The organism is Bradymonas sediminis (genome assembly GCF_003258315.1).
Taxonomy (GTDB): Bacteria; Myxococcota_A; Bradymonadia; order Bradymonadales; family Bradymonadaceae; genus Bradymonas; species Bradymonas sediminis.
Genome location: NZ_CP030032.1, coordinates 4,593,687 through 4,616,827 on the forward strand (window position 1 = coordinate 4,593,687; position 23,141 = coordinate 4,616,827).

The following is a 23,141-nucleotide window of genomic DNA, read 5'->3' on the forward strand; positions in this document are numbered from 1 at the left end:
CGTATGCTCCGAAGTAGTTCGTTTTTGAGCAGAATAAATATCGTGTCGCGCGGATCGACTTTGTCCTTCTAACTGATTGTAAACCTCTATGACATCGCCACCCGAAGCTGAGGCCAAGCAACTCGCCGCCGCGTTGAGTGAACTTCAGAAACGTTTCGAGCGCCTGGGCGCCGACGAGATGCGTCTGACGGCGGGGGCGCGCACGCTGTCTGAGGGCGTGGGACTATTGCTCGAGGAGCTGAGCGGGGACGCCGAGGCAAAACCGGCGCGCCTCGGCTTGCTATGCGGCGGGCTTGAGGGGCTGGCGGATTTGCTCGAGGCCTATGCCCCGGGGCTGCCGGCGGCCGAAGACAGTGACGCCCAGAGCCAGCCCGAAGAAGACGCCGACCCGATGGCGCAATTTCGGGAGATGTTTCGCGCCGAAGCTCGCCAGCGCCTAAGGGCCTTGTCGATCTCGATGATGAGCATCTTCAACGAGTGGAGCGCGCGGGAGGCGTTGACCGAGTCGGCGGCTCATCTGCACGCGATTCGCGGCGCGGCGTCGATGCTCGGGTTGGATAAGATCGCGAAGCTGACCACCCTGATGGAAGAGGTGGTGTTGCAGATGGCCGAGGCCGAATCGTTCGAGCGGGCCTGGCCGACGCGCGCGCTGCTGCGCGGCGTGCATTTGCTCGACGCGGCGGTGGCCGATGAATTCTTGGAGCTCGACATCAGCCGCACGGTCGGCGCGATGCGCGCGCTGCACGCGTATTCCACGCGCAACGCCCAGGAGCTTCCAGCCGAGCTCGCCGGTGAGCCGGTGAGTGAATCGGGCGGTGAGGCCGCCGAGGCTTCGCGCATCACTCAGCCCCTGGAGCAGGTCGAGCGCGAGAGCGTCGGGCTCGTCGGCGCGCCCAAGAAGAAGGCGCCGCCGGTGTATACGGGAGAGATGGGCAAGCGCATCCTTATCGTCGATGATATCGAGACCATCGCGGCGAGCGTGGGCTTTATTTTGTCGGAGCTCGAGGTGCCGATTGATATGGCCGAGAACGGCGCCAAGGCGCTGGAGATGATGCGCGAGCGTCCGTACTCGCTGGTGGTCAGCGACGTCGATATGCCGCGCATGGACGGGGTGACGCTGACGCGCATGGTGCGCGAGGACCCGGAGATGCGCGCGATTCCGGTGATCTTGCTCACCAGCCTGGACCGCCCGGATGAGCGCGACGCGGGGATCGAGGCCGGCGCGACCGACTATGTGATCAAGGGGACCATCGGCGGCGGCGAGTTGCTTAACCGGGTGAAGGAATTGCTCGTCAGTGCGCCCGATGTGCCGACCGGGGAGTATCCGCAGCAGGCAGATCGTCTGCGCGTGTTGATCGCCGAAGATGTGGAAACAATCGCGGCCTCGATCGCGTTTGTGCTCTCGGAGGGACCGTTTGATATCGAGATCGCCGAGAACGGCGCCCTCGCGCTTTCGCGATTGCGCCGCGAGCGCTACGATTTGCTCCTGAGCGACGTCGAGATGCCCGAGATGGGCGGGCTCGAGTTGCTCGAGGCCGTGCGGGCCGATGACGCGTTGATCGACCTGCCGGTGATTTTATTAACGAGTTTGCAGAACCCCGAAGTTCAGCAGCGCGCGCTCAATATCGGCGCCGATCGCTTCTTAATTAAGGGAGAGGTTGGCGCGGATTCGTTGCGCCAAATCTTGGAAGATGTCGCGAAGGCGCGCGCCGAACAACCGCCGATTGAGGTGGTCGAGGTTGATATAATGGACACCCCATTCCCCAGCGAGAAGTCATCGCAGTGAAGCCATTAATTTTAATAATTGACGATAGTGAGCTGATCCTGCAGATGCTCACGATGATCTGTGAGCAGGCGGGATATCGGGTGGCGTCATGCCCGGATATGGCGGCGGTTGCGCCGGCGATCCGGGCCGAGGCGCCCGCGCTCATCCTGAGCGATCTGAACCTGCCCGACCTGGGCGGGCGGGATCCGGTCAGCGTTTTGCGCGAAGACCCCGCGCTAGCGCACACGCCCATTGTCCTGATCTCGGGGATGGACCCCGAAGAGTTGCGCCAGAAGGCGCGGGCGCTGGGGGCCGACGGGTCCTTGTCGAAAGAAGCGGGTATGCCGGGGATGATGAGCGGGTTGCCGCCCTTGATCGCCAGCCTTATTAAGTAGCCGAAATCTCGGAAGATTCTATGAGCTTCGATATCTTGATGACCGGGGTTGGCAACGCGTTCTCACGCCAACATTACGGGATGAGCTTCTTGCTGCAAAAAGACGACTTTTTGCTCGCCGTTGACTGCCCGGATAACTATCGCACTGCGCTGCAAGAGCACGATTTTCAACACACGGTGGGTGGGGAAGGCCGCACGATCGACGTCGACATTATCGACGCGATTGTGATCACCCATTTGCATGGCGACCACGTCAACGGCTTGGAGATGTCGCTGGCCTACCGGCGCTACGCCGCCGGTGGAATCTGGGATGTGCATACCTCCCCCGAAGCCGCCCGCGACCTCTGGGAGAAGCGCCTGGAGGTGGCGCTCGGGACGTCTTATAACGGCGAGACCTACGATAAATTGGGCCCCGAAGATTATTATCGTCTCCACGAAATCCCCTGGGCAGAGCCTCGCCAGATCGGCCCCTTCGAGATCACGACGCGCCCCACGGTGCATCATCTCCCGACGATGGCCATGCGCATTAGCGACGGCGAGCATACCTTCGGCTATTCCTGTGACACGGCCTATGACCCGGCGTTGATCGAGTGGCTCGCGGACGCCGACTTTATCCTGCATGAGACGAGCTTTGGCCCCGGGCACACCCCGCTAAAAGATCTGATGGCGCTGCCGGTCGAGCTGCGCGAGAAGATGATCGTCGGGCACCTTCCCGAGAATTTCGCCGATATCGACGAGCTCGAGTTCGCGCGCCAGGGCGCGCGTTATTCGGTGGGTTGATAGGGCGGCCTAAAGTGGGCGTTGGCTCACAAAGCGCTTAGAAGATTCGGTCGAATTTAAAGCGCAATAAGAGGTCGGCGCTGCGGACCTGCGCGCCCTCGAGTCGCAGCGAAGAATTGGGCATTAAGGGGAGGGGGAAGTGGAAGAAGTCTTCCAGAATCAGCAGCAGCGCGCGCTGGGTCCAGCGGCGAAGCTCCGGGTTTGAGTCGGCGTCGGAGAGGTCCGCGCTCGACCAATGAGACTCGATGGAGAGGTTGCTGAGTTCGAGGGCGTTGACCGTAAATCGCACCTCACTCTGGGTGATGCCCCACCCCTGCGTTTGCAAATGAAGCGACATTTCGAGGTCTGCGCGAAGCTCGAGAATACGCACCCGTACGCCCTGAATTTCGGCGTAGAGGTCGACCGTGAGTTGCGGCCAATTTACGAGCAGAGCGGCGTTTGCGGGGTCGGTTGAGACGGTGGGCAATGTGCCGGCGATCAGCAGCGCGCTGGTGTTGGGGCCGAGGTCAAGGTCGGCCAGTCCCAGCGCGGCGAGGTTGAGGTCCTGGGTGGATAATCGGAGGCCGAGGCTGCGCGCATCGGCCTCGATTGAGGAGTCTTCGAGGCCGCGGCAGGCGAAGCCGGCCGAGACGCTGGCCTGGGCCATGCGCGCCAGAAGCGGCGTGGCGATGGCAAGCGCGGCGTGGGCGCCGGCCAGGTCGTTCTGGGTCAGCGGGCCGGCGGAGTCGGCGGCCGGCGCCTCGGGCACCAGCGCGGGCGCGCAGCCGGCGCGTTTGCTATTTAGCGCGATATCCATGTCCATCACGAGGCCGTCGCCATTGACCTCGGCGCCGGCGACGCCGGCCGCGTTCATGCGCCCGTTTGCCCACAATTCGCCGCGCCGATTCGGGAAGTTGCTGACGCGCGCGACCGCTGCGGGCGTGTAGAGGAGCCCGAGGGACTCGACCGGTGAGAGCGCAATGGCGGCGGCGGTGGAGTCAGCGAGGGTTTGCTCGAAATAGGCCAGGATATTCTGGTGGATCGCGTCGACTTTGCCCGCCTCAAGCCCGTCGATGGGCGGGCAGGCTGCGATCGCTTCGACCTTCGCGGCGCTCAGCGCGACGTCCGGCGTGGTGGTGGGGGATAGGAACGGGAGCGAGCCACTGCCATTGGCTGGCACGGAGTCCAGCGTTGCCTCGGCGGTGATGATCGCCTGATCGGCGCTGACGTTAAATCGGCAGATTCGGGTGGCGTGACTTCCCAGAGAGGCGTCGCGCACGCGCAGGGGAATGGTCACGAAAAATGGGCTCGACTCAATCGAGATGTCCAATTTGCTCGCCGCGCTCTGGACCTGCCAATTGTCGACCGCGAAGTCTTGGGCGATGGGGCCGATGGAGAGTTCGAGTCCGTAGGCGTTGGCTTGCTGGGCGCTATTCGCCAGGGAAATCCCCTGGCGATATTCGTCTTCGAGCAGCCGCTCGACGCCGCTTTGGCTGAGCAGGGTGCGCAGGGTCTTGGGCTGAAAGGACGTGGCCTGTGCGTGCGGGGCGTTGGTGTTGAGCCTTGCCTGGTCACAGCCGGTGCTCGGCGCGAGCAGCGTGAGCGCGGCGAGGAGCAGGAGCCTTTTTTGAAGTTGAGCGCGCGGCCGGCTCATAGGGCGTCCTCGGTCAGGAAGTGCAGCGAGGAGTCGACGCCTTGGGCGGTCGGCGCGAAATATTCGGCGGCCAACCCGAGGCCAAATTCTGGGGAGTAGCCAAGCGATGTCGAGAATCCGGTGGGGGCAGCGGCGCCCAGGGTGCGCAGGACCCACTGGCCATTGGCGCCGAATTTACGGGTGCGTCGGGCCAGGCGCACACGCGTGGTCGTCGCGTCAAGATACGCGATCCAGGGGATATCATCTTCGTCGAAGACCAGGCTGGCGAAGCCGCCGACCTGGTGTTTTCGCTGGCGCGAGGTTTCGTCGATCTGCAGGCCCGGGTCGATGACTTCGAGGTCGAAGCTGCCGGCGCGCTCTAGCGCCAGGCGCAATTGTCCGCGGGTGACGTCCAGGTAGGCGATGGCGAGTCTTCCGCGTGCGTCGAGGTTCAGTGAGGCGAAGCGGCCGGTGTTGCCGCGGGCCATCGCGTGCTCGTTGTCGCGTCGGGAGTCACCGGTGTCGACGACGGTCACCTGCCACTGGCCGTCGAGGCGGCGGGCGAGGCGAAGGTCGCCGCAATCGGCGTCCTGGTAGGCGACATAGGTCGAGGTGCCGCGGTGGATGATGTCGGGGTCATAGCCCACCCCTTGGCCGACGCTTGCGCGCTGGGCGGCGGAGCAATTGGCCAGGTCGACCTGTTCTTTCAGGTCGTCGATATTCTCAAGTGTCCAGCGCGTGGAGTTTAATTTTCGGGGCAGATCAAAGGCGGCGCTGATGACGCGCAGGCCGCGCGTGCGGGCGTCGTGGAAGGCCAGGCGCACGCGCTGGGAGCCCTCGGTGGTCGCGCCCTGGTCGAGGCCCTGTGTGTGGATGCTCAGGTCAAAATGCTGGGAGCCGCGGTAGTCGTCGCCGTCGAGATCGCCGTTGGGTTGGGAGCGAAAGATCTGCCAATCATCGGCCGGCCCGTCGATCTGGCGAAGCGCGATGCGGTAGAGGGAGTCGGCGTCGAGCCAGGCCACGGCGACGGTCGTCTCGGAGGTGGCCAGCGCGATCTTTTGGGGCGTGCGGCGGTTGAACTCAGTCAACGTATAAAATTTTGCTTCTTCGGTGGCGCGCGCCTCGCCGACCAGCAGGCGCTGTTCGGTGGGGTGAATCATCGCCAAATAGGCGCGATCTTTGCGCACCTCAAGGCGCACGGCGCGCCCGGGGATGGGGCCGTCGAAACGCTCAAGGCGCGGGGCGACGCAGGTGTTGGTGACCGGGTCGCAGGTGCTCCCGCTCTCGCAGGCCGGCGAGCAACCCTCGTCCTCGGGGGTGTCGCAGCTTGCGCCAAGCAGCGCTGTTCCAAACGCAAAAGCGAGCATCAGTGTGCTCGCCAGCAGTGGGTGTCGGATTTTTCGGGGAGGATAATTCAAGGTTCGATGCATGGGTGGCCTGAGCGCCGCGGGTCGCGCAAGCAGAGGGCTTGCGCGACCCGCGGCGGTATTCACTCAGGGCAGGGTGTGGAATTCCGGCTGACCAACGGTGGGATCGGCTTGTTGGTTGAGCACGAAATCTACCGCGAGCGACGAGGTGCTCGGCTCGCGAACCATCGTGGCGAAGAAGCCGTGGGCGCCGGTGTACGGCGAGCCCGGCTCGCTAAGCGTGGTGCTGGTCCAGGCGCCGGCCGGGTCGCGCGTGGCCAGGACCAGGGTGTGCGCGGTGGCGTCCTGATAGAGCAATTCGACGCTGCCGTCGGCGAGGAGTCGAAGGTCAACGTCTTCGCCGATATCGGCGAGGATATAGCCGTTGACGGTGTCGCGGGCGCCGTCTGCGACGACCTCGGGCGTGCCGTTGCCGACCTGCTCATAGAGGAGCTGTTGAGCCACCGGGTCCATATAGGCCAGGTGCAATTGACCGTTGGCGTCGAAGGCGCCGGAGACGTACGGGCCGCTGGTGTTGCCCAGGAATTGAGCGGCGTCCCAGGTCTGGTCGTTGCGTTTCGCCCAGCCAACCTGCTGGTTGATATGGTCATAGAAGGTGACCGCGATGCCGGTATCGGTGGAGCTCAACTGCGAGAAGAGGCCGGTCATCAGCGGGTACTCCTTGGCCTGGCTGACGAAGATGGTCTCGCAGGTGCCGTCGATGCAGGCGAAGCCGTCGTCGCAGGTGGCCGAGCAATCGCGGGTCTTGATGACACATGCGGCCGGGGTCTGGCTGGTCACGCAGACCTCGGTGCCGACGCAGGAGTTGCCGCAGGGGTCGTGGTTCGCCGCGGTGGCGACGAGGTCTGCGGCAGGCTCAAGTTGGTCCATCGGCGCGTCGATCGCGAAGTTGATCGAGCGCATCTGGGTCTGCCACCCGTCGGTCGGGTCTTCGAAGTTGGTGACCGAGTAGACAGCGTGGACGACGCCGTCGGCGACGAGGACGCTGGAATAGAAACCGCTGTCGCCGTCTTCGTTGAGGGTCTTGGTTTCGAAGGTATACGCGTCGCCGGCTTTGGTGCCGCGGGCGTATTTCAAGGAGCTATTATCCTCGTCGCGATAGAGGACGTGCAGGGTGTCGTTGGCGTCGATTCCGATGGCGGTGTGCGTGCCGACTTTGGGTCCGCGGGTGGCGATGCCGCCACGCGGGCCGTCGAGGGCGCCGGTGACCGGGCCGGTCTCGGGCAGGCCGTCGACGAAATACCAGGTCGGCTCGCCGGTGGCGCTAAGAGTGGCCACCATCAGGTCGCCGTAGGTCTTGTTATAGACGGCCGTCGCGCGAACCTCGCCGCGCTCGGCGACGCTTGCGTAGAGACCGTGCACGCCGAGCGAAAGCGGGGGCAGGGCGACGCAGTCACAGACGGCGCCGCTGACCTCACAGGTGGCCGGGTCCATGGTCCCAGCCGACGTGGCCGAGGGCTCAAAGCCTGGGTCGCAGGTGGTCTGCGCGCAGGGGTCGGGCAGCTCGGTCGGGCAGGCTTCGGTGCAGCCGCAGGTTCCGTCGTCGTTGCAGACCGCGACGCCGCCGTTCTCGCAGGCGCCGCAATCGTCGGCCGATGTGCACGCGTCTTCCTCGGGGGCCTGGCAGGTGCCGTCGACGCAGATATCGTCGCCGGTGCAGACCGGGTCACAATCGCCGCCTTCGACGAGGTTCTTCTGCGAGGCGTCGTCGTCACAGCCGGTCAGGCCGAGCGTGGCGACCGCGAGGAACGCGAGCATCAGCGAGGCGGCGCGGCCGCTCAGGCGCTTGCGGCGCGCAAAGAACAGGCCGCCCAATAGGGCGAGGGCGCCGGCGAGCGAGCCCATGGGCGATTGGTCGCCGGTGGCGGAGCAGCCGCCGGATTTCGACTCATTGGCCGGGGTGGTGCCGGTGGTGGTGTCGTCCACGCTGTTGAGGGCGGATTCGCGACGGTCCCAGGCGATCTCTTGCTCTTGCTGAGCGACATGACCAGCGCGGTCACGGGCTTCGGCGATGAGGGTGAAGCGTGCGGGAGCGTCCATCTCAAGCAGGTTGATGGCGCGGGTTGAGCCCCACGCGCTCCACTCACTGGTGAGCTCGTGGCTGACGATGCGGTGGCGGAATTGGAGCTGCTCGGCGGTGTCGATCGCGTCGGTAGCCAGCAGGTTTACGATGGCGTTTTGACGCGAAATCTCCAGCGTCGGCGCGGTGTAGTCGACGTCGACGATGACCATCGACGGCACCGGCTCGGTGCTGCGGTGGTCGCCGCGGAAGCGCGCGCGTACCTCAACGCGGTGCTTGCCTTGAAGCACGAGCATCGGGTCGCGAATCTCAAGCGTCTCGCTGCTTTGATACAGGCTCCAGATGCCGCCGTTGACGCGCCAGCTATACTCGATATCCATGGCCGCGTCGGCCGGCATGAAGTCCGGCAGGTCGGCCATGACGTTGAGGGTGAGCACCGGGCGCGGCACGCCCGCCTCGGTCGTCTGGCTCAGGTCGAGCTGGTGTCCGAGGATGCGCGAGTTGAATTGGATGCCCAGCGGCTGGGTGACCGGCACCAGCTCGGCGAAGATCCCGAGCATCGTCTTATTGTCGATGCTGGTGATATTCTTTTGCTCCATGGCGATGCGGTAGCCGAAGACCTCCGGCAGCTCGATGGGCTGGCTGATCGAGCCGGCGAGGCTCGGCAGCGCCATGCCGACCAGCGTCGGGATGAGGTCGATCAGCACCTGCGGGTCTTCTTTGAGCAGCTCGGTTTGCATCGGGCGCACGTTGGTCACGGCGTTCTCCATATCGCCCAGCACCGGGATGATGCTTCCCTGGCCGTCGGAGGCCAAAGCGATCGGCAGGAGCAGGTCGGTGCGAAGCGAGAACGCGCGCACGTATCGGTCGTTGGCGTAGACGTAGAAATGCAGGTCGAGATCCTTCCAATCGAGGTTCATCAACGCCTCGTCAATGGTGTAGCCGTCCGCGGTCTCGGTGACCGTATTGGCGCCGAGCGTGATCGCGGGGGCGGTCTGCGGGGCGATCTGCAAGAAGGTGCTGGCGCCGGAGCCGGCCAGGTCCTTGATGCTCGGCAGCAGCAGGCCCAGGGTGTCGGTGCTGAGCTGGGAGATCTGGGCGCTGTCGAGCTTCATGCAAAGCGCTCCGCCGCCCCAGGTGGACCACAGGACATGCTCAAGCGCGCGTTTGTGTACGCCAATGCCGAGCATGAAGGGGTCGCCGTTCGGGGTCACATCGGCGAGCAGTTCGGGCGAGGGCGGGATGGCGTCGAAGCTGGGGCGCGCGGTCGGGTCGATCGGCACGCAGCGGCCGAATTCGGTGGGCTGTGCGCCGATGCGAAGGCCCAGGTTCAGGCCGGTGTCCACGGTCGCCATATCGGCGAGTTTGGCCAAAATCGCGACCTCGGAGGTCGGGTTTTGGGAGAAGGAGCCGATCAATTCGCCGAGCTTCAGGTTTCCTTCCATGCCCAGGGTGCGCGGCACGCACTCGCCGCTGGGGTACATGCAGGAGTCGGTGCCGCCGTTGTCGCCGCAGGTCGAGTTGCCCGGGCAAGCGGGCTGGTCGGCGCCACAGGCGCGGCAGAGCTGCTCGTTGGTCAGCCCGTCGACGATCGACCCGAGTTGGTCCTGGAGCATATTATTGATCGTGCCGTTAAACAGCGGCGCGATCCAGCCGCCGATCGTGCAGCCGGCGCCTCCTCGAAGCTTATAGGAGACCTGGTCAGTGAAGTCTGCCATGGCGATATCGCCGACATCGATGCGAACATCGCCCGTGGGTGAGTTGTTGTCGACGCTAAATGTGATCGGCAATTGAGCCTGGATCTGAGCGGGCAGGGATTCGTCGCCGTTCTTATTGTAGATGACCAGGTCGCAGGTCATGCGCATACCAAGAAATCTGAGGCGAACATCAATTACGTCCTGGCGGTCGCCGTTGGCATCTTTGCCGCCGATGTCGCCGACGGTGATGTCGACATTGAGCGTGTCATTGGGCTCGGGGAGCAGCGCGGCGTCATCGATCTCGAGGTCGAGCTGGCAGCCCTCCGTGCCGTCGGTGCAGGTTGATGTGGGGCAAATCTCAGGGGTCCCAGATGTGTCGCGCGGAATGCAAAAGCTCAGCCCGCCGGGCTGGAATTGCTCGATCAGGTTGGGCACCTGGCCTTCCATGAACTCAAGGCCCGGCTGGCTGATGCGCAATTGCCCGCCGCTGGCGAGCGTCTTGTCATAGTGGGCCGCGGGGAACTCCGCCTGCTCAAAGCCGTCGCAACTGCAACTATCTGTAGAACAAGCCGCCAAAAAGATGAGCACTGAAAAGAGCGCAAATTTGGGTGAAATCCAGTGGGGGAGCCCCAGTCGATTCGTCGATGTTGGCATCATTTGTTATCCTTTCAGGCTATTTTGGGGAGCAAGCAAGTCAAGTGGTGAAGGCTCAGGATTCCTTAAGGAAATCTGGATCAACCCTGCGCGTATATTCGATATAATAGTTGGCACTTCGCCGTGATTCAATGCGTTCGTCGATAATCTCCTCTTCGAGCCAATTTTTCAACTCTCCTATAATTGGCGAGGGCTTAAGGCCCAGCGCCTTCATCAGGGGATTGCCGATTCCGGAGGGGAGCTCGGGGCGAAGCGTTTGCTTGGCGGCCAATTGAGCGATGCGCCCGGCGAGCTCCTCGATATGGGCGAGCTTCTCGTCACGGGCGTCTTGGGGCTCGATCGTCGCGGTCGAGGCGCGCGCGAAGTTCAGCAGCGGCTCCACATAGGGGTCGATCTGGCGCACGAAGCGGCGAATCTGCGGATCGCTCCAGCTCGGCTGGTAGAAATTGTCGGGGTCGAAGTTGAGCAGGAGCGCGCGGACCTCGCGCGAGGTCTCATTGTCGAAGCGAAAGCGCGCGGCGACCTCGGCCGCCGCGTGGGCGGCGACCTTTTGGTGGCCGGGGTAGCTGATCTTCGGGTTGCCGTCGGCGTCGCGGGTGACCGTCTTCGTCCAGCGCTTGCCGATATGCTGCAAGAGCAGCGCCCAGCACAGCCGGGCGTCGGCGTTCGCGTCGACCGAGGGTGCGGCGTTGAGGGCGCGGATGGTGTCCTGCCAGAACGGTCCGGGGGGCAATTCCTGGGTGTCGTCGGCGTCGGCGTCCTGGGCGCAGGGCGGCGTGTGCGGATAAAACCCGAAGAGCGCGTCGACCTCCGGCAGGATCATGCCGAGGATGCGAATCTCGTGCAGAAAAACCAGCGCCTGGCCCACATAATCGCCGCGCAATAATTTCGACATCTCCTGGAGCCAGCGCTCGGCGCTGATGTCCAGGATGCCGTCGGCGCGCGCGTCGGCCGCCTGGCGAAGCTCCTCGGTCGGCTCAAAGCCCAGGCGGCTGATGAATCGACCGACCCGCAGGATGCGCAGCGGGTCCTCGGCTAGGGTCTCCAGCGGGTCGCCGATGACCCGCAGGACGCCGTCTTTCAGGTCTTTTTTGCCATTATAGGGGTCGAAGAGGTCGCCATTTGGGTCCAGGGCCATCGAGTTGATCGAGAAGTCTCGGCGCTTGAGGTCCTGCTCGATCGTGTCGCCAAATTGGACCGACGGATGGCGGCTTCCGCGGCTATAAAATTCCTCGGAGCGGTACGTCGTGATCTGGCAGTCTTTGGGGTAGACCGCGTCGGGGGAGGGCGTGTAGTCCGGGTCTTTTTTGGAGGGACCGTAGATGACCGCGCCCACGGTGCCGAATTCGGCGCCGAGCTCGTAGATGGAGAATTTATTGTCGCGCAGGATTTTGAGCGTCTCGGGAGGCCGCGCGTTGGTGCAAAAATCAAGGTCATCGAGCGACTCAAAGGGCTGGCCGAGCTCGAAGTCGCGGACCGCCCCGCCGACGAGGTAGAGGTCGCGGCCCGCGCGCGAAAAGGCGTCGAAGAGTGCTTGTACTGTTTTTGGATATTTCATATTGGCTGTCAGTCTCGCTCACCGGCGAGCTGCACTCGCTGGGGTCGTTATCTTTGAGTTAACACGTCGGCTCCATAACATAAGGAGCGCGTAGGCCGCGACTCTGTTGGACGCAGTTTGCTTTGTTTTTTGCGCGAAAAAGCTCGCTTGAAGGCGTCTCATGGTAGAGATCCAACTCGACAAAAATCGAGCGTTCACCCATCATGGCGCTCAAATTCGCTGTTTTTCCCCCCACCAATCGTCCACGCTCCATAATATAGGATAAAAAATGCTTAGCTTCGGACTGACTGAAGAGCAGAAGATGTACCAGACCACCGCCCACGACTTCGCCGCCAAGGTGATGCGCCCGGTCGAGGCCCACCACGACCGCACCGGCGAATACCCCTGGGAGGTCATTCGCAAGGCGTATGAGCTGGGGCTGATGAATACGATGGTGCCGGCCGAATACGGCGGCCTCGGCCTGCCGGCGCTTGACGCCACCATCGTCGCCGAAGAACTCGCCTGGGGCTGCTCCGGCATCTCGACCGCCATGGAGGCCAACCAGCTCGCCAGCGGCCCGGTCATTATGTACGGCACCGAAGAGCAGAAGCAGAAGTATCTGGGCATGCTCACCGGCCCCGTCGACGCCGACGGAAACCCCCATATGGCGGCTTACGGTGTGACCGAGCCGGGCGCCGGCAGCGACGTCGCCGGCATGCTGACCACCGCCACCAAAGACGGCGACCACTATGTGCTCAACGGCCAAAAGATGTGGATCACCAACGCCGCCAAGGCGACCTGGTATTTCGTGGTCTGCTACACCGACAAAACCGCACGCTACAAGGGCATGAGCGGCTTTTTGGTCGACGCCGACACCCCCGGCATCACCGTCGGCAAAAAAGAAGACAATATGGGCCAGCGCGCCTCGGACACCCGCGCCATCACCTTCGATAATGTGCGCGTGCCGGCCGAAAACCTGCTCGGCGGCAAAGAAGGCGTCGGCTGGATGCAAGCCATGCACGCCTTCGACAAGTCGCGCCCGCTGGTCGCCTCCGGCGCCGTCGGCCTGGCCCGCGCCGCGTTCGAATACGCCCGCGACTACTCCATGGAGCGCCAGGCCTTCGGAAAACCCATCGCCAAAAATCAGGCCGTGAGCTTCATGGTCTCCGACATGGCCATGAATATCGAAGCCGCCCGCCTGCTGGTCCAAAAGGCCGCCTACATCCACGACCAGGGCCAGCGCAACACCAAGGCCGCCGCCTTCGCCAAGGCGTTCGCCGCCGATATGGCCCAGAAGGTCGCCACCGACGCCGTCCAGGTGTACGGCGGCTACGGGTTCAGCAAGGAATACCCGGTCGAGAAGTTGTACCGGGATTCGAAGATCTATCAGATCTATGAGGGGACCAGTCAGATCCAGCGGTTGATCATGAGTCGGGAGATTTATAGCGGGGTTTGAGGGAGTGTTTAGAGGGTCGGGCTTCATCCGGAGCCAGACCCTCTGGGTCTGGTAGTTGGGCGTGAGTCTGCCCATTTCATTTGCGCGAAAGAGGCGATCCCGTGAGCAAGAGTATCAAAATTGAGACATTGAGCATCACGGGATTCAAGTCCATTAAGTCGCTCGACGCATTGGAACTCAAACCTATCAACGTGCTGATCGGCGCCAACGGCTCCGGCAAAAGTAATTTCGTGAGCTTCTTCAAGATGCTCGGCGAGATGATGGAGGGTCGGCTGCAGACTTGGACGCGCAAGCAGGGCTCTGCGGATCGTATTGTTAGCTTTGGCGTTCAGGAAACCGACAAAATCACCGCGTCCATCCGCTTTAATTTGCACGGATACGATTTTGAGATTGAGCCGACGGTAGATGGAGGCTTTGTTTTTTCGAACGAGTCTGTTCACTACGATGGTTCGATGCATGGCGCCCCCCATCAATTGCTGGGCTCAGGGCATATTGAAGCAATGCTTAAATCGATTGCCGAGATATCGGATAAGGGCGATAGCTCGGCAGTTTATTGCTATCACGCCATCTCTAACTGGAAGGTCTTTCACTTCCACGACACAAGCGACACCGCCGGCGTCAAACGTCTACACTCCCTCCACGACAACGCCTATCTGCGCCCCGACGCCTCAAACCTCGCCGCATATTTATATCGCCTGTGCAACGAGCACCCAGATGTCTACGCCCAGATCCGCAAAACCGTGCGCCTGGCGATTCCCTTCTTCGACGATTTTATCCTCAACCCGCAGCCCCTTTCGACCGAAGAAGAGCAAATTCGGCTGCTGTGGTCCCAGCGGGATAGCGACTACCCCTTCTGGCCGAGTCAATTATCCGACGGCTCTATTCGTTTTATCTGTCTGGCGGCGGCTCTGCTTCAACCGAACTCCGACTCTCCGTTTGCCATCATTATCGACGAGCCCGAGCTTGGCCTGCACCCTTACGCCATCACATTGCTCGGCTCGCTGATCCGCTCCGCCTCAAAGCAGATGCAGGTCATTATTTCGACCCAATCGGTGCCCCTGGTCGACGAGTTTTCGATCGATGACCTGATCGTCGTCGAGCGCGAAGATGGCGCTTCGGTGTTCCGCCGACCCGACGAGCAGGATTTTAGCGATTGGTTGGAGACCTACACCGTCGGCGAGTTGTGGGAGAAGAATATACTCGGCGGGAGGCCCGGCGCGTGACCCGAGTTCACGTGATATGCGAAGGCCAGACCGAAGAGACCTTCGTCAATGAGCTTCTTTGCGAGCCGTTCGCCGCCCGCAAAATCTATCTGCAGCCCTCGCAGATCGGCAAACCACGGCATAAAGGTGGTAATTTCAAGGTCGAGCGCCTTATCACCGATCTTCGTAATCGGCTCCGCAAGGACCGGAATTGCTATTGTACGACCTTCTTTGATTTTTACGGACTACCTGCGGACTTTCCGGGTAAGCGAGAAGCATCGGCTGAGTTAAGCGCGCAGGATAAGGCAAATTGTCTTATCGCGGAGCTTCAGAAGGCTCTTAGCGCGAAGTTCGACCATGACGAAATGCGGCGCTTCATTCCGTATGTGCAGATGTATGAGTTCGAGGGTTTGCTATTTAGTGACCCCGAGCGATTTGCGCGTGGAATCGACCAGCCTCATCTTGCCTCGGAGTTCTCGGCGATTCGAGAGGATTTTTCTACGCCTGAGGAGATCAATAACTCTCCGATGACCGCCCCGAGTAAGCGGATTGAAGGGCTTTATCGTCGCTATGAGAAACCTCTACATGGCTCGCTCGCAGCGCTTGAGATTGGGTTGGCGACGATTCGGGCGGAATGTCCGATTTTTGATGGGTGGTTGGAGCGGCTGGAGGGGTTATAGGCGTATAATTTGCACCAATACGTCATGAGCATAAGTAGACGTCTCGGACTAACATTTCGGTCGACGCTACAGCTTTTGGGGGCAAGGTCAAAGCGACCACAGAATCCGTACTTCTGGGTCCGCGCCATTTGAAGTTGATTAGCTACCGCGCGGCAATTAAAGCGACCTACTCAAGAAGAAATCTGTTTTCACTTATTCTTCCGTGTGAGACCGGAGACTCGATTCACCGAGTGTTTCGGCCACCCCCACTCCATACCAACAGTTCTGACCGTTTCGTTCAAAATGCTCCCATGGCTTCGTGGAGCAAGTGTCGAAACTATCGCGTCGCTTGTTTAGGTGGCAGCACGTCAGGTACGGGCAAGGAGCTTCCGCCTGCTCCGACGTTTTGAATGCGTCCCAACCTCGCTCCACATGTGCTTTCACATAAACCTGCTGGGCCTGGAGCGTTCGCAAGTAAGTGGTTACCTTATTGCCGTTCGGAAAAAACGAAGTCAGAAGATCTCGCATAAACGTCCTCTCATCGCCGGAACGTGCTTGTAAGAGATCGCATGGATTCTCAATATGAAAATTACTGAGGTTCTGCTTTGTGAGACCACTTGCTAGTCTCCGAACATCAAAAATCGGATCTTCAAGCCTAGCCTCAAGATTACGGGAAACCGTTTCTTGTAAGAAACACAACGCTCCCTTAGTAAATTCACGTCCTTCTCGGATAGTTACTAAGTCCTTTAAGTCTGCTCTGATAACCTCCACTGCTTTCTCAAACTGTTCCGATCGCTCCTCAACTAGGAGGTCAATAACCTCCAATGGCTCTAGTTTGGATTGAAAAGCGGCCTTTGTCTTATATGATTCAAACAGTTCCGCAAGTTCAGCTCCTGGATGTGGCGACAGCAGAGCCAATGTGCCGAGCGCCGCAACTACGGCGAGACTGTTAATTTTAAGCTCTTGTTCAACCAAGTGATCAAGATATTTATAGGGAAATGTCGGGCACTCAAAGAGCGGTATTTGCAATTGTTGAGCAATCAGACGCTCCAGTGCAAAAACAACGCTTTCTTCGATGACCACTGACCCAACGACGAACTGCTCTGATGCAACTCGCCCGTTAACCGTGTACTCAACGGTAGCGGTGACTTTCGGCCACTTCGTCGGCTGCCCTTCACCAAAGTCAACCTCTCGCTCCTCAACTTCCACATTGCTGCTCAGGATTTCCACATCGAAATCGTCGTCCGTTTCTGTGCAAGTTCCTGCGGGCCCTAGCTGACCGTCGAGAAAAGTCCTCTCTCTTCCTACGAACTCGACGGCGGTGGAAGCCTCATCTAGTGCGGTCGATCCGACACTTGTGCCATCCTTGTTGACCATCAAAGTTTGGGTAAAGGCTGTCACTAATTTTTGGGTAAGCAGTATCGACTTGAATCCTGAGACGGTCGATACATTGTGGAAATAGTGCATGTACTCGTGGGCGAAAATTGCGAGGTAGCATTCGTCCACACGAATATTAGAATCCTGCTCGGATAGAAACGGCGTATCCCATGATAAAGAAACGAGAAAGTCATCCGGCCAGTATTCATCTCCAATCTCCCATTTGGACCAGTGTTTTCGTCGTTTTTGCATAACAACTCTCCCAACGGAAAAGAATGAAGTCATATCGGTGACCACAGTGTCCGTTTACCGGTGATTCAAGTATAGTGTAGGATTCTGGGGCTACTCTCCACAACAGCTTCGCCTGGCTCTTCCTAACTCGCCATGTCTTCATTGGTCCATGTCGACTTGGCACCTGTAGCGGAGACTAATACGCAGCAAACGACGGATCACTCCGGGCAACTCCGCCTACATCCACGACCAGGGCCAGCGCAACACCAAGGCCGCCGCCTTCGCCAAGGCGTTTGCCGCCGATATGGCGCAGAAGGTCGCCACCGACGCCGTCCAGGTGTACGGCGGCTACGGGTTTAGCAAGGAATACCCGGTCGAGAAGTTGTACCGGGATTCGAAGATCTATCAGATCTATGAGGGGACCAGTCAGATCCAGCGGTTGATTATGAGTCGGGAGATTTATAGCGGGGTTTGAGGGTAAGGGGCGCGGACGGCTCGTCCGCCCTCCCGTTTTCTTGCAACACCCCCACAAGCATCCCCGAAGGCCGCCTTTTTATTGCAAAGGCGGCCTTCGCGCATCTCGAACGCTCTATTCGCGATGCAATAAGCCCACCCAGCACCCGTCAAACGTCGTTTTTCGTCGCGAAATCCCTACAGCAACCCGCGCCCGGCCTCATCGCGCCGCTAAGACGCTGCCAGAAGCCGCCAAACGGCATTTTGCATCGCTAAGGCGGCGAGTAGGAGACCTTTAAGGGTACCATCGCGGCGTGACAGCGGCTTCAAGGATATCTCAAAGGGTGTTGTCGCAACAAAACGACGAACCAGGCTGCAGGTTGCCCCCGGCCCCCAACCCTCAATCCGTCAATCCCTCAGTCCGTCAACATCTCCGCAAAATCCATGGGCCCCGATGACAAAAAGAACACCGTCGTCGGCATATCGGCCATGCTGGCGCGCAGGTCCTGGTAATAGGCGGTGAAGTCCTCGGTGTCTTCGGGGGCCGCCATGCCCATAAAGATGATATCGGCGTCGCGAGACGACTCGTGGACGACCTCCTTAAAGGCGCGTCGCTGGCTGACCAGCACCTCCAGGCGAGCGCCCGTGCGCATGCGCTCGACGATGGGCCCGACATTGGCCCGGACGCCTTTGACGGCCTCTTCGGTGGGCACGACCATTTTTATGGTGACCTGGGCGTTTTGCCAGCGCAGGCTGGTCTGAAGAAGATAGGCCATCACCTTCATCAGCCCGCCGTTGCCCTTGAGGCCGCCCCACCACACGTCAATGGAGCGGTAGTCGCCGAAGCCCTGGTCTCCATGTTGTTGGACGATCACCACGTTGCGGTGGGCGCGGTGGCAGTGGCGGATGGTGTCGCAGAAGGCCTCGTAATTCGCCTGCTCCTGGGTGTCCCCGAGCATGACCGTATTCGGCACGACCTGGCCGAGCCCATAGGCGTCGACCAGGCGCTGCGCGCCGTCAAAGGGGCTCGACGCCGGGATCGTGCAGACCAGGCTTTGCACCCCGTTGTCGGCCAGATATTCGGTGATCAGGTGGTCCATATTTCGCTGGCGTTCCTCACTGATCCCCTCGGGGAGCACGGTCGCGACGGTCATCAAGGCTTTATTATGGCTCCAGGACGAGGCCAGCTCGATCAGGTGCCAGCGTTTGGTGGGCGTCCCGGTGAGCACGAGCAGGTGGGGGCGCCAGTTTTTGGGGTCGGGGCGCCGCCCGTCGTAGCGCAACAGGCCCGCGCGCACCGCGGCCATCCACAGGCCCTGGCCCACGCTCCCCCAGGTGGCCTTCATATCGCGGCGCTTGAGCCAGACAAAGACCAGGGTCACGAGGCTGATGGCGACGACCGTCGCCACGGCGTTGATCAAAAACATGACCGCCGCGCAGCCAAACGCGCCCAGCATGGACACCGCCCAGTGGACGCGGAAGGTCGGGCGAAACGACGGGCTGTCCAGCGCTGTTTCCAGCCAGGCCGCCACGTTTAGCACGCAATAGGTGGTCAAAAAGAACATCGTGATCACCGGCGCGATGGCGTTAAGGTCGCCGAGCATCACCGCCAAAAGCGCGATCCCCATCGTCACCAGCGTGCCGTAGCGCGGGGTGTCCTCTTTGCCGCTGCCCTTTCCTAGCCAGCGCAGCCAATGCGGCAAGACCCCATCTCGGGCCAGCGCCTGCAGCACCCGCGGCCCGCCCATAATACTCCCCACGGCGCTTGAGAGCGTCGCCCCCCACACCCCGAGTAAGATGGCGTCGCCCCAGAACGAGATTTTGCGCATGATCATGGGGTCGGCGATTAGGGTGGCCGCGTCGGCTCGCGACGCGAGCACCAGGGGCAGCGTCATATAGATCAAATAGCCCACGCCCACGGCCAACAGGGTGCCCCGGGGGATCGAGCGCCCCGGGTTTTTTAGATCCCCCGAGAGATTGACCCCCGACATAATCCCCGTCACCGCCGGGAAAAAGACCGCAAAGACCACCCAGAAGGGGGCTGAATCCGCCGGCGCCGCCCCCCACACCTCCATCTCGGTGGCCTCCACGGGGCTGCCGAAATAAAGCGAGACCAGGGAGACGCCGATGGCGGCCATAATAAAATATTGCGCCCGGATCGCCGCCTTGGCGCTCACCAGGGCCAGGACCGTCACCCCGATGGTCGTCACGACGCCGATGGTGCGCTGGTATTCGCCCAGGGAAGGAAAGGCGCTGACCACGCTCTCGGCGAAACCCACCGTATACAGCGCGACGGACAGCCCCAGCGAGAAGAAGAGTGGAATCCCCACCGCCCCGCCGGTCTCCAGCCCCAGGGAGCGGCTGATCATATAATACGCGCCCCCCGTGCGAACCCGCTGATCGGTCGCGATCGCCGAGATCGAAAAGGAGGTCAAGAGCGTAATCAGCGTCGCCAGGGTGACGATGAGCAAGGTGCCGGCTAGGCCGACATTGCCCACGACCCACCCGTAGCGCAGGTACATAATCACGCCCAGGATGGTCAGAATCGACGGCGTAAAGACCCCGCCGAAGGTTCCCAGACCGGTCGGGTTTTCTTCCATCACGGCTGCAGATGTTTTCACGATTGTCTACATCCCTGTCTATTATAGCTTGGTGTTAGGAGGCGCAGCGATCGAAAGAGGTGATGTTTTTGCGGGGCTTTGGCGTGGCGATGCCTGCGGTGTTGAGTCGTATCTTTGCTGCTGGCGACGGATAAGTTGATGGGTCGAGTTCTCGAATCGCTGACGAAAGCACTTGTACTAGGCCATAAGAGTCATGGTTTTCAAGCGTGGAACAGGCGGGGTCAGCAGGAAGGTGGGGGCTGCGGCGTTTTACACCGCGAACCCCAAGCGCATCGGTAGCGCAACGCAAATCCTCCCCCGGCACGGGGGAGGTGGCGGCGAAGCGAAGCCGACGGAGGGGGGCGCGCAAGTCGACCTATAATCGTCCAGAGCTAATGAGATCCGCCTCCAGGGTGGACATCAAGGACGCGTAGACCCACCAGGTGTTCAGCCCAAAGATCAGGTATATCGAGGTCGCGATGGTGTCGCCAATGACGGGGAGCATTTCGAAAATACTGGCGACGCAGCTTATCGAAAACAAGAGTAGCGCGAATGTGAGGAGGTACCCCAGGAAGGGGAGCCAGTATTTGAAGAGTATCTTAAATGCGCGCTTGAGCGCGGTGAGGGGGCCGACGCGGGCGGCGATAAACCAGGGCAGCGTCACGAGGGGAGCCGCGGCAAATAGGCCGATGATGACTATCCCCGGGATGGCATCCGGCCTTCTGTAGATAGCCATCGCTGACGGGAGGTAGAAGATGAGCCCGAAAAAGGCGCCAAAGATCCAGACCCACACGCTTGAGCGCAGGGTTTCTTTGGCGGCCCAGAGCACTCCCCGCGGGCTATCTGGGGGTTCGAGGAGGGCCTTGCGCATTGGGCCCAACAGGCTGATCTGGGTGTTTATGGTCACGATCCACCCAAGCGCGATGACCACCAGCAGGGTGATGGGTATCCAATCGCGCGCGAGGTCCACGCCTTGAAGCATCATCAGGATGAAGACTCCTGTATACTCACTCATAACGACTTCAAACGCGACCACTAAGACAAATTGGACCAGCGCCAGCAGCACGAAGATTACAAGAACGCCCGACTCCAGGGAGGTCTTGAGTACGGCCACGAGATTGCGCAGCGCGCTGATGAACCCCGGCGGGCGCGTCGAGGGCGCGATATTCGTTGGAAGGGGGGAACCATCGAATTCCCCGGCGGGCGATGGAATTGGGTCATGATGGATGGACATGCGAGCCTCCGGTCAAGGGCAAGGGAGTAGGTGAAGAGTCGCCGAAGCGCGCGTTCGCGCTACGGGACTCGAGACGATCCTGGGGACTCGCACAATAATGATCGTGCGTACTAAATTGTCGGTATGGCTAGAATATGCATGGGAGGTGGAGGGGGCGTCAAGGCTGGGGGGCGTGGATTTAAATTTTGGGCCGGAGGATATATCCTGGGTATTTTCGGGGCCGCAAATGTGTGGTTCGAACTCTGGCCGGGAGCAATAAATGTCGATTAGTGAGCCTTCTCGGCTTTAGTTGGTCGCTCCGCGTTGGGCGTCGTTCTGTTGTTCGGAGTGGTGGGTAATTCCGATGAAGTGGGTAATTCGGATGAGGTGGGGCCAATGTTTGGAGGTTCTTCGCTCATTGAGGATAGACGAGGGAGAAACGCCACATCTGAGCTTCTTCCATGGCCTCCCAATCATAAGCAAAAGCGATTAGGGCATCGACATTCATAAAACTGTTTGCGAAGGCGAGTGCCTTCAGCGTGGCCGAGTAATTAGTGTCAGTTCGTCGTGCTGAAATCCATTTGTATCGAGGGACCAGAACAACCCCGACGCGCGTGCCTTCATGAACGTGAAACTTCAGAATGTCTTTATAGATCTCATCATCGGCGCGATATCCCATCACTTCAAGCGCGACGCCATCGCACGCTCGCCAGAAGTCGTACTCAAAGCCGTCGCCGGTTTGTGGATGCAAAAGGCGTATATGATGTTGAAACTCACTCGCTTCTAATCCTGGGCGTAGCGCCTTCTCAAGATCTGTACTCTGAGGATGGGCAATCGACGAGCGCGCGGGCGCCGCCCGCAACACTGGCGAGGTCTCCTGGGCGTGCAATCTCTCTTGTATCTCCTCGAGAATTGCGGGCGAAACGTTACCAAATACATGCATATCAAAGTCCTTAGTTCATTTGTTGCCTTAAAATAGACACTATTTCATTAATTTACCGAAGCGCTTGAGCAAACACGTCTTATTGCCCTACACAATCCCCAAAAGCTCCGCGTGAACCTCTCTCCACGGCCGAGCCAGATCCACCGTGCACACCCGCACGCGGTGGTCTCCCATTCGATATTCGAGTCGGTACTCCTGGTCGACGACCGGATAGAGCAGGATCCCCTCGAGCTCGCCCTCGTAGCTTTTGGTGGCTTCGAAATTCTTCAGATAGGCAAAGAGCTGGTATAGGTCTCCGGATTTAACCGACTCGCCGAAACGTCCTTTTTGCAATGTGTTTTTGCTAAATTTGGTGTCGATGAGGGTGACGCGCTCATTGCCGCGAATCGTTATGTCGGTCCGCATTTCGGGAAGAAACCTTTCCGCAATTTCATCTGCCGACGTCGCATTCCAGTTAATCTTTTCAGCGCCGACCCCAAACCCGGAAAGCTCGCGCGTATAAAAATTTCGGACAAACTTTTCGAATAAATAGGGCATCTTGCCATCATCGCGCACGACGTCGCGAAACCAGACCTCGCCGCTCTCTTCGCTCACCAGGAGGTTTCGCGCGATTAACTCACAGATATTGAGCAGATGCCGATAGATTCGATTGTTTCGATGGAACTGCACCCGGCGAAAAAGACCGGGAGAAAGATGAGGGAGCGCGCCTACTCCTCGAAAATGGCGCACCTGCTGGCGGATCCTGTCTCGTAGATTTCTGTCGATTGACCCCAGCCGACCCAATTGAATGAGCGTCGATTTTAGAAGTTGGTTATGCAGCACATTGGGTGTTCGCTCGTCGAGACGGCATTGTGCGCGGCCCTGCTCGAAGAGCATCTTTCGCAGCGATGTGTTGAAGTCGATCTGGCCGCGCACCCCCGGGATCTCCTGCGAATAGGTCTGGTACGCGGTGTCCAGGCCTCGGCGCAGCAGCCGGGACGTCCCTTCGATGAGCACGCGGGCGAATAGGTTCGCCAAGTCGCTGCTCTCGAGCGACTCGACGTCGGCCCGTTCAGCCAACTCGAGCTCATTCCAGGCGTAGGAGAGCATATAATAGATATTCTGAACCGGTATGCTCATGG

15 protein-coding genes and 1 pseudogene are annotated in these 23,141 nt (G+C 60.5%); 7 read left to right on the forward strand and 9 right to left on the reverse strand.

Annotated elements, in window-relative coordinates:
• Positions 1 to 88: 88 nt before the first annotated feature.
• From DN745_RS17310 to DN745_RS17320, 3 genes are read left to right on the forward strand one after another with little or no spacing between them, the layout of a single operon-like run.
• Entirely contained in the window at positions 89 to 1,786 is a 1,698-nt protein-coding gene (locus DN745_RS17310; RefSeq protein ID WP_111336832.1) for a response regulator, read from the forward strand.
• A complete protein-coding gene (locus DN745_RS17315) occupies positions 1,783 to 2,160 on the forward strand; it encodes a response regulator (RefSeq protein WP_111336833.1) in 378 nt (125 codons plus the stop codon). Before DN745_RS17310 ends, DN745_RS17315 begins: the two co-directional genes overlap by 4 nt.
• 20 nt (positions 2,161 to 2,180) lie before the next feature.
• Positions 2,181 to 2,939: an MBL fold metallo-hydrolase gene (locus DN745_RS17320; protein WP_111336835.1), complete on the forward strand. Its 759-nt coding sequence runs from the start codon at positions 2,181 to 2,183 to the stop codon at positions 2,937 to 2,939.
• Between the two features lie 37 nt (positions 2,940 to 2,976).
• Here the strand turns inward: DN745_RS17320 and DN745_RS17325 are convergent, their stop codons facing one another.
• The 4 genes from DN745_RS17325 to DN745_RS17345 form a co-directional block, all read right to left on the reverse strand.
• Positions 2,977 to 4,572 carry a hypothetical protein gene (locus tag DN745_RS17325; protein ID WP_111336837.1) on the reverse strand — a complete coding sequence of 532 codons (1,596 nt, stop codon included), beginning with the start codon at positions 4,570 to 4,572 and terminating at the stop codon, positions 2,977 to 2,979.
• Positions 4,569 to 5,918 carry a hypothetical protein gene (locus DN745_RS17330; RefSeq protein ID WP_111336839.1) on the reverse strand — a complete coding sequence of 450 codons (1,350 nt, stop codon included), beginning with the start codon at positions 5,916 to 5,918 and terminating at the stop codon, positions 4,569 to 4,571. The genes DN745_RS17325 and DN745_RS17330 overlap by 4 nt, the downstream gene beginning before the upstream one ends.
• 126 nt (positions 5,919 to 6,044) lie before the next feature.
• Positions 6,045 to 10,352: an MYXO-CTERM sorting domain-containing protein gene (locus DN745_RS17335; RefSeq protein ID WP_133621907.1), complete on the reverse strand. Its 4,308-nt coding sequence runs from the start codon at positions 10,350 to 10,352 to the stop codon at positions 6,045 to 6,047.
• 52 nt (positions 10,353 to 10,404) lie between these two features.
• Positions 10,405 to 11,907, reverse strand: a complete 1,503-nt coding sequence (locus tag DN745_RS17345) for a CCA tRNA nucleotidyltransferase (RefSeq protein ID WP_111336845.1) — start codon at positions 11,905 to 11,907, stop codon at positions 10,405 to 10,407.
• Positions 11,908 to 12,175: 268 nt separating this feature from the next.
• On the opposite strand from DN745_RS17345, the gene DN745_RS17350 reads away from it, so the two are divergent.
• From DN745_RS17350 to DN745_RS17360, 3 genes are all read left to right on the forward strand, one after another.
• A complete protein-coding gene (locus tag DN745_RS17350; RefSeq protein WP_111336847.1) occupies positions 12,176 to 13,342 on the forward strand; it encodes an acyl-CoA dehydrogenase family protein in 1,167 nt (388 codons plus the stop codon).
• 101 nt (positions 13,343 to 13,443) lie between these two features.
• Positions 13,444 to 14,565: an AAA family ATPase gene (locus tag DN745_RS17355; protein WP_111336849.1), complete on the forward strand. Its 1,122-nt coding sequence runs from the start codon at positions 13,444 to 13,446 to the stop codon at positions 14,563 to 14,565.
• Positions 14,562 to 15,224, forward strand: a complete 663-nt coding sequence (locus DN745_RS17360) for a DUF4276 family protein (protein WP_111336851.1) — start codon at positions 14,562 to 14,564, stop codon at positions 15,222 to 15,224. Before DN745_RS17355 ends, DN745_RS17360 begins: the two co-directional genes overlap by 4 nt.
• Positions 15,225 to 15,416: 192 nt before the next feature.
• On the opposite strand, the gene DN745_RS17365 is transcribed toward DN745_RS17360, so the two are convergent.
• The gene (locus DN745_RS17365) at positions 15,417 to 16,832 is read right to left on the reverse strand and encodes a hypothetical protein (RefSeq protein WP_111336853.1); all 1,416 of its coding nucleotides are present in this window, start codon (positions 16,830 to 16,832) and stop codon (positions 15,417 to 15,419) included.
• Between the two features lie 211 nt (positions 16,833 to 17,043).
• On the opposite strand from DN745_RS17365, the pseudogene DN745_RS17370 reads away from it, so the two are divergent.
• A pseudogene (locus tag DN745_RS17370) lies at positions 17,044 to 17,286 on the forward strand (acyl-CoA dehydrogenase family protein); the annotation flags it as partial.
• 394 nt (positions 17,287 to 17,680) lie between these two features.
• Here the strand turns inward: DN745_RS17370 and DN745_RS17375 are convergent.
• The 4 genes from DN745_RS17375 to DN745_RS17390 all read right to left on the reverse strand — a co-directional run bounded on the left by DN745_RS17375 (position 17,681) and on the right by DN745_RS17390 (position 23,139).
• Positions 17,681 to 19,864 carry an APC family permease gene (locus tag DN745_RS17375; protein WP_111336857.1) on the reverse strand — a complete coding sequence of 728 codons (2,184 nt, stop codon included), beginning with the start codon at positions 19,862 to 19,864 and terminating at the stop codon, positions 17,681 to 17,683.
• A 376-nt stretch (positions 19,865 to 20,240) separates the two neighbouring features.
• The gene (locus DN745_RS17380) at positions 20,241 to 21,098 is read right to left on the reverse strand and encodes a hypothetical protein (RefSeq protein WP_111336859.1); all 858 of its coding nucleotides are present in this window, start codon (positions 21,096 to 21,098) and stop codon (positions 20,241 to 20,243) included.
• 394 nt (positions 21,099 to 21,492) lie between these two features.
• Entirely contained in the window at positions 21,493 to 22,020 is a 528-nt protein-coding gene (locus DN745_RS17385; RefSeq protein ID WP_111336861.1) for a hypothetical protein, read from the reverse strand.
• Between the two features lie 87 nt (positions 22,021 to 22,107).
• A complete protein-coding gene (locus tag DN745_RS17390; protein ID WP_111336863.1) occupies positions 22,108 to 23,139 on the reverse strand; it encodes a 5-methylcytosine restriction system specificity protein McrC in 1,032 nt (343 codons plus the stop codon).
• Between the last annotated feature and the right edge of the window lie 2 nt (positions 23,140 to 23,141).

What these genes read in the sequence shown, in the direction of transcription:
- DN745_RS17310 (WP_111336832.1), top strand. Translation starts at nt 89, where the DNA reads ATGACATCGCCACCCGAAGCTGAGGCCAAGCAACTCGCCGCCGCGTTG.
- DN745_RS17320 (WP_111336835.1), top strand. Translation starts at nt 2,181, where the DNA reads ATGAGCTTCGATATCTTGATGACCGGGGTTGGCAACGCGTTCTCACGC.
- DN745_RS17325 (WP_111336837.1), bottom strand. Translation starts at nt 4,572, where the DNA reads ATGAGCCGGCCGCGCGCTCAACTTCAAAAAAGGCTCCTGCTCCTCGCC.
- DN745_RS17330 (WP_111336839.1), bottom strand. Translation starts at nt 5,918, where the DNA reads ATGCTCGCTTTTGCGTTTGGAACAGCGCTGCTTGGCGCAAGCTGCGAC.
- DN745_RS17335 (WP_133621907.1), bottom strand. Translation starts at nt 10,352, where the DNA reads ATGATGCCAACATCGACGAATCGACTGGGGCTCCCCCACTGGATTTCA.
- DN745_RS17345 (WP_111336845.1), bottom strand. Translation starts at nt 11,907, where the DNA reads ATGAAATATCCAAAAACAGTACAAGCACTCTTCGACGCCTTTTCGCGC.
- DN745_RS17350 (WP_111336847.1), top strand. Translation starts at nt 12,176, where the DNA reads ATGCTTAGCTTCGGACTGACTGAAGAGCAGAAGATGTACCAGACCACC.
- DN745_RS17365 (WP_111336853.1), bottom strand. Translation starts at nt 16,832, where the DNA reads ATGCAAAAACGACGAAAACACTGGTCCAAATGGGAGATTGGAGATGAA.
- DN745_RS17375 (WP_111336857.1), bottom strand. Translation starts at nt 19,864, where the DNA reads ATGGAAGAAAACCCGACCGGTCTGGGAACCTTCGGCGGGGTCTTTACG.
- DN745_RS17380 (WP_111336859.1), bottom strand. Translation starts at nt 21,098, where the DNA reads ATGTCCATCCATCATGACCCAATTCCATCGCCCGCCGGGGAATTCGAT.
- DN745_RS17385 (WP_111336861.1), bottom strand. Translation starts at nt 22,020, where the DNA reads ATGCATGTATTTGGTAACGTTTCGCCCGCAATTCTCGAGGAGATACAA.
- DN745_RS17390 (WP_111336863.1), bottom strand. Translation starts at nt 23,139, where the DNA reads ATGAGCATACCGGTTCAGAATATCTATTATATGCTCTCCTACGCCTGG.